Source organism: Prevotella sp., assembly GCF_036570325.1.
Classification (GTDB): domain Bacteria; phylum Bacteroidota; class Bacteroidia; order Bacteroidales; family Bacteroidaceae; genus Prevotella.
Genome location: NZ_DATCYK010000050.1, coordinates 1 through 4,978 on the forward strand (window position 1 = coordinate 1; position 4,978 = coordinate 4,978).

Annotated in this window: 5 protein-coding genes; all 5 read left to right on the forward strand. The window is 50.4% G+C overall.

Annotated elements, in window-relative coordinates; genetic code table 11:
- Window positions 1–622, forward strand: a 622-nt coding sequence (locus tag VIR50_RS03510) for a RagB/SusD family nutrient uptake outer membrane protein (RefSeq protein ID WP_331933753.1), incomplete at its 5' end; no start/stop codon positions are given.
- A gap of 8 nt (window positions 623–630) precedes the next feature.
- Window positions 631–1,098, forward strand: a complete 468-nt coding sequence (locus VIR50_RS03515) for a hypothetical protein (protein WP_331933754.1) — start codon at window positions 631–633, stop codon at window positions 1,096–1,098.
- 3 nt (window positions 1,099–1,101) lie between these two features.
- Window positions 1,102–2,607 (forward strand): hypothetical protein, encoded by a 1,506-nt coding sequence (locus VIR50_RS03520; protein WP_331933755.1) that lies wholly within the window; start codon window positions 1,102–1,104, stop codon window positions 2,605–2,607.
- Window positions 2,600–4,093 (forward strand): calcineurin-like phosphoesterase C-terminal domain-containing protein, encoded by a 1,494-nt coding sequence (locus VIR50_RS03525; protein WP_331933756.1) that lies wholly within the window; start codon window positions 2,600–2,602, stop codon window positions 4,091–4,093. The genes VIR50_RS03520 and VIR50_RS03525 overlap by 8 nt, the downstream gene beginning before the upstream one ends.
- Window positions 4,094–4,270: 177 nt before the next feature.
- A partial coding sequence (locus VIR50_RS03530; protein ID WP_331933757.1) for a transporter occupies window positions 4,271–4,978 on the forward strand: 708 nt, incomplete at its 3' end.

The following is a 4,978-nucleotide window of genomic DNA, read 5'->3' on the forward strand; positions in this document are numbered from 1 at the left end:
CATCAATATGTACGCAAACCTGACTACACAAGGTGAAGCCATATTCCGCTTGAGCGGAGAAGCCATGAGCGGCCAGCAAAAAGCATTCTATAATACGCAGTGTGTGCCATCAGACCAGTTGTTGAACATGTTTGATGCGGATGACGTGCGCCTGCAACTGCTTCGCAAGGACGGCGAAGCCAAGTGCTTGAAGTACCATGCCACTGTTGTGCCTGATAATGATGATAAGCGTGAGGACCCTATTGTGTTCCGCCTATCAGAGATGTATCTCACCGCCGCCGAGGCCGCATGGCACTTACAACGCTACGCCGACGCCCGCAATTATGTGAAAGCCGGCCTGCAACGTAACATCGGTGACGAGAAAGCCACTGCCGAATTAGCGAAATATACTGACGCCGAGCTGATCAATTTGATTCGTAATGAGCGTACGAAAGAGCTTTGTTTCGAGGGTCATAACCTCTTTGACATAACCCGATGGAAGCAAAGTGTGGTACGTGACGCCGACACTTCCTCGTCAGTAAGGGAAAAACTTTATCCCAGCGACTACTTTATTCTTCCTATACCTCAATACGAGTTGGATGCAAATGAGAACATGTTGCCCAATCCAACGGTAAACAAATAAACGTAATTATGAAGAAGTTATTATATTTACTCATGATGACGACCCTCTTGGTGGGCTGTAATCAGGAGGAGTTTGAAGGTTACGACACCCCCTTCGTACATGTTTCCACGTCAGACGGCTTATCATTTGTCATTGTGTTGACCAATGTGAACAATATCAACGAATATCCGGTAATGCTGAGTTCTCGTCCCCGCACTTCATCGCTGACCGTGACCTACGAGATTATAGTGGGCAACGGACTCACCGAAGGGGTTGACTATGAACTCTTGACCAAGGGCAATACCCTTACGTTTGAGCCGGGTGTGTACGATATGCCCATCCGAATCAAGTGGAAATCTCATCAAGTTGATAAGACCAAAGACAATACTTTGACGATTCGTCTTACCGAAACATGCTGCCCGATGACCCTTGGTTTGCCCGGCCCGGACGCCAATCAGAAAGAACTTGTTATCACAAAACAGAATCAAGGAGAATAAACGATGAAAAAAATATACACTTATCTGCTGATGTTATCTGCCCTATGGTTTGCCACGGGCTGCTCGGATAACGCCAACTTCTTGTACCAAGAAGCCACAGACGTGCCCCAATTGCTTTCTTACGGCTTCTTTGCGGAGGACAATCCCGACGTTTTGGCCAAGGACTATGTGGCTGATTTGAGCGCCAAAGGTCAAGGAACATCGACCATTAATGTGCAAATAGCCATGCCTTCCACGGTAAAGAGAAATCGGTTGGTGGCCCGTTTCACGACAACTGATGGCACTTCGGTAAAGATTGCCGATGAAGAGCAAACCAGCCAACAGTCGGTTCACGACTTTACGCAGCCCGTTGACTACATCATTACCAAGAGCGGACGCAGCGTGCGCTTTGCCGTTACCGTAACAAAGGCTATGAATCAGAAGTGGGTAGAGCGGGCCACGTTTGATCAACTCACCACGTATGGCGCTCCTATCATGCTCATCAATCCGGTCACTAATATGCCTTACGTGGCCTTCAAGATTCGTTCAAACAGCGATAACCGCCCCGTGGTGTTGAAACTTTCCAAGGACAATAAGTGGGAATACGTGGGTGGAGAAGGCTTTGGCCACAAAATCAGCGGGTCAAACTTCGATTTCGACTTCGCAACCGACGGCACTCCCTACGTGGCTTACGGTGATCAGGAGGCCAAAACGTCGGGTGCGCTTAGCGTACAACGTTTCGATGGCGGGTCGTGGAGCTTTGTTGGCAACGCCGGAGTATTCGATGGCCAGTCTAATTACGTAAGTCTTGCGGTGCTGGGCGATGGAGAAATCGTGGCAACGCAAATCAATGCGGCCCGCAAAGGCGAATTTGCACGCAGTAAGTTGGTCGTTTCCAACTATAAGGACGGGGCTTGGAAGAGTCAGGTTTCGGGCTTGATAAGCAACGATGTCTATGTAAGTAATGGCGCAAAAGGTGTAAATACGGCTTACGTTATGGCCATCAACCGTGGCAAAGTAAACGATGTAAACTATGGCCAAGGTGTTCTTAAATATGAGAATGGCACATGGACCGCCTTGAAAGAGAATTTTATTCAGCCCGGTAACACCCTGAATAACATTGCGATGGACGGCATGTCGGTGGCGCCCGATGACACTCCGTACATCTGGACGCTCGATAATGTCAGCGGAGCCGACGCCATGCGCGTGGAGTATTACGACAAATCAGCGGCTAAATGGTTTACTTTGGGTGGCAACGTATTGCCCTTAGGCTTTGTGCCCGGTCGTAATACACAGCTCGATTTGGCCGTAACGACTGACGGAACGCCCTATTTGGTTTACGGCAACAGCGCCGACCAAGGCTATCCTTACTTTATGTATCTCGACCAAGATACGCAACAGTGGAGCGATCCCGTGAAATTAGCCGACTTTAAGGCCGGCAGCGTGAGCATAGTTTTCTCAAAAACGGGTGTGGGATACATCACTTGTACCGACCCAAGCGGCTACTTGCATACTTTTATTTATGAATAAAATCCTCTCTCTTATTGCTTTTTTATTGCTCTCAGCCGTGCCGGCCGCGGCCCAACGCATGGTTGAGGGCAATGTCTTTATCGATACCAACCGTAACGGAGTGTACGATAAAGGGGAAGAATGTTTGCCGGGCATTCCCGTATCTAACGGCCGTGACATCGTCGTAACGAACGATAAAGGGCGTTATAAATTGGCTTTGCCCGACGGATTCAGCTTGTTTCCCATCCTTCCGGCCGACCTTACGCTTAGTGACGGACGGTTGGTGAACGCCCGGTTTATCAACAGCGGCCGGGCCGGAAAGAAGAATAACAACTTTGGTTTGGCAAGAAAAGCCGTGAAAAAGAGCTTTCGGCTGAATGCCATAGGCGATGTTCAGGTATCTAACAGTCAGGAACTCGATTACGCCACCCGCACTTTGTGGCCCGAATTGCTCGATGGCAGCGCTGACGACGTAAATCTTTTCCTCGGCGATTTGGTCAATAATAACCTCTCGCTCTACGGCCGTTTGCACGACCTTATGGAGCAATTGCCCCAACAAACATGGACTGTGCTGGGCAATCATGACCGCGACGCCGACAGCATTCGCCGCAACCAAAGTCGCACTTACAACCAATTCTTCGGCTCAGATGTCTATGCTTTCAACGAAGGCAAGGTACATTTTATCGTTCTCAACAATGTTTATGGGCAGGGAGAGCGTGGCTATGCCGGACAGTTGACCGAGGAGCAGTTGACCTTTGTGCGCAATGATTTGCAGTATATACCCAAAGACGCGCTGGTGGTGCTGTGTATGCACATTCCCATGGCCGAGACTCGCAACCGCAATCAGCTCATAGAGCTCTTCAAGGGGCGCTCTCATTTGCTGGCGCTTACGGGCCATCTGCACCGTGTCATGCGTTTTTTTCATGAGAAATCGGGCGTCCGTGTGCACGAGTTGGGCACCGGAGCGTCGTGTGGTTTTTGGTGGGTAGGCGAGAAAGATTGGCAGGGTGTGCCGGCAGCGTTGCAGCAAGGAGGTGCTCCCCGCAACTATTTCGTCATGGAGTTTAGCGATAATCAATATCAATTTCGCTTCAAAGGAATAGGTCTCGACGCCGCTCGGCAGATGAATATCCACGTAATGGGCATTGATTCGCTCGACCAACACCTGCGTGATTTAAAAGAAATCATCCCCCACCAAGCCCTCATCACCGTATGGGGAGGTTGCGACTCAACCATCGTGCGTTGCCGAATTGATGGCGGAACGTGGCAGGTTTGTCAGAAGACAAAGCTGATCGACCCCAACGTGGCCCGCACAAGAGAGCTTAATTTGCAGCGGGCTTACCCTACGAAATACAACCGTATGAACCCCATGCGTCGGCAGGATTCGCCCCAGTTATGGGCGGTGGAACTGACGGAAGCCCAGCGACAAGGCGCACACACCATAGAGGTGGAGGCCCATGACGACTACGGTTTTCGGGCTACGGGCCGCCGCAGCTACGCTTTTTAGGGCGGTAGTATGGCGTAAATTATAAGAAACGAGATGGGAACCAAGCGGTTCCCATTTTTTTATTTCGGTACATTTATTTCTCCATAGCAGGTTTGATAGGATGTTTTTTGTCACATTTCCTTGCGTCGGAAACGCTAAATAAGTTACCTTTGCTGCCAATATCAAAATGTCATAACAATGATAAAACAAGTAAATAAACTACTTACGACCCTCGTGTATCTCCTTTTGCTCTGCCCCATGGCGGCGAGTGCGCAAGACGATACGGGCTTCTCTCCCGATTGTCCCGGGGCAACTACGGGGCCCGACATCATGCCTTTGTGGAAGGTGGATTGGGAAACGGGCTTCGCCCATGAGTGGAATCGCAGGAATGGAGCTCATGAACGCACGTGGACTATCAACACGTCTACCTTTCGATGGGGACTTACTCGCAACGCCGAATTGCGGTTGCAACTCGACGAGAGCGCCACCCACACGCCCGAAGGCAGCTACGCCGGCATTTCCACGGCGGCCATAGGAACGAAGATAAAGATGTTTGATGGCGCCGGGGCACTGCCCAAGGTGGCCTTTCTTGGCACGCTTCTTATTCCCGGCGGCAGCCATTCTGATTATCTTCCGCCCCACGTTGGCATACAGACCCACCTGCTTTTTGAGAACGAACTCAGCGATTTGTTTAGCTTAGGCTATGACATCGGTGCCGAATGGAGTGGCAATACGGATAATCCCGACGCCTTTTTCGGCGTTTGTCTGACCTATCAGCCCGACGATAAACTTAGTTTCTTTGTTGAGAGCTATAACCGTTATAACTCGCAAAAGCAGGACGATTGGGCCAAGCCCGGCCACGGTAGCCACTTCAATTGCATGAGTGAGGTTGGCGCGTCCTATATG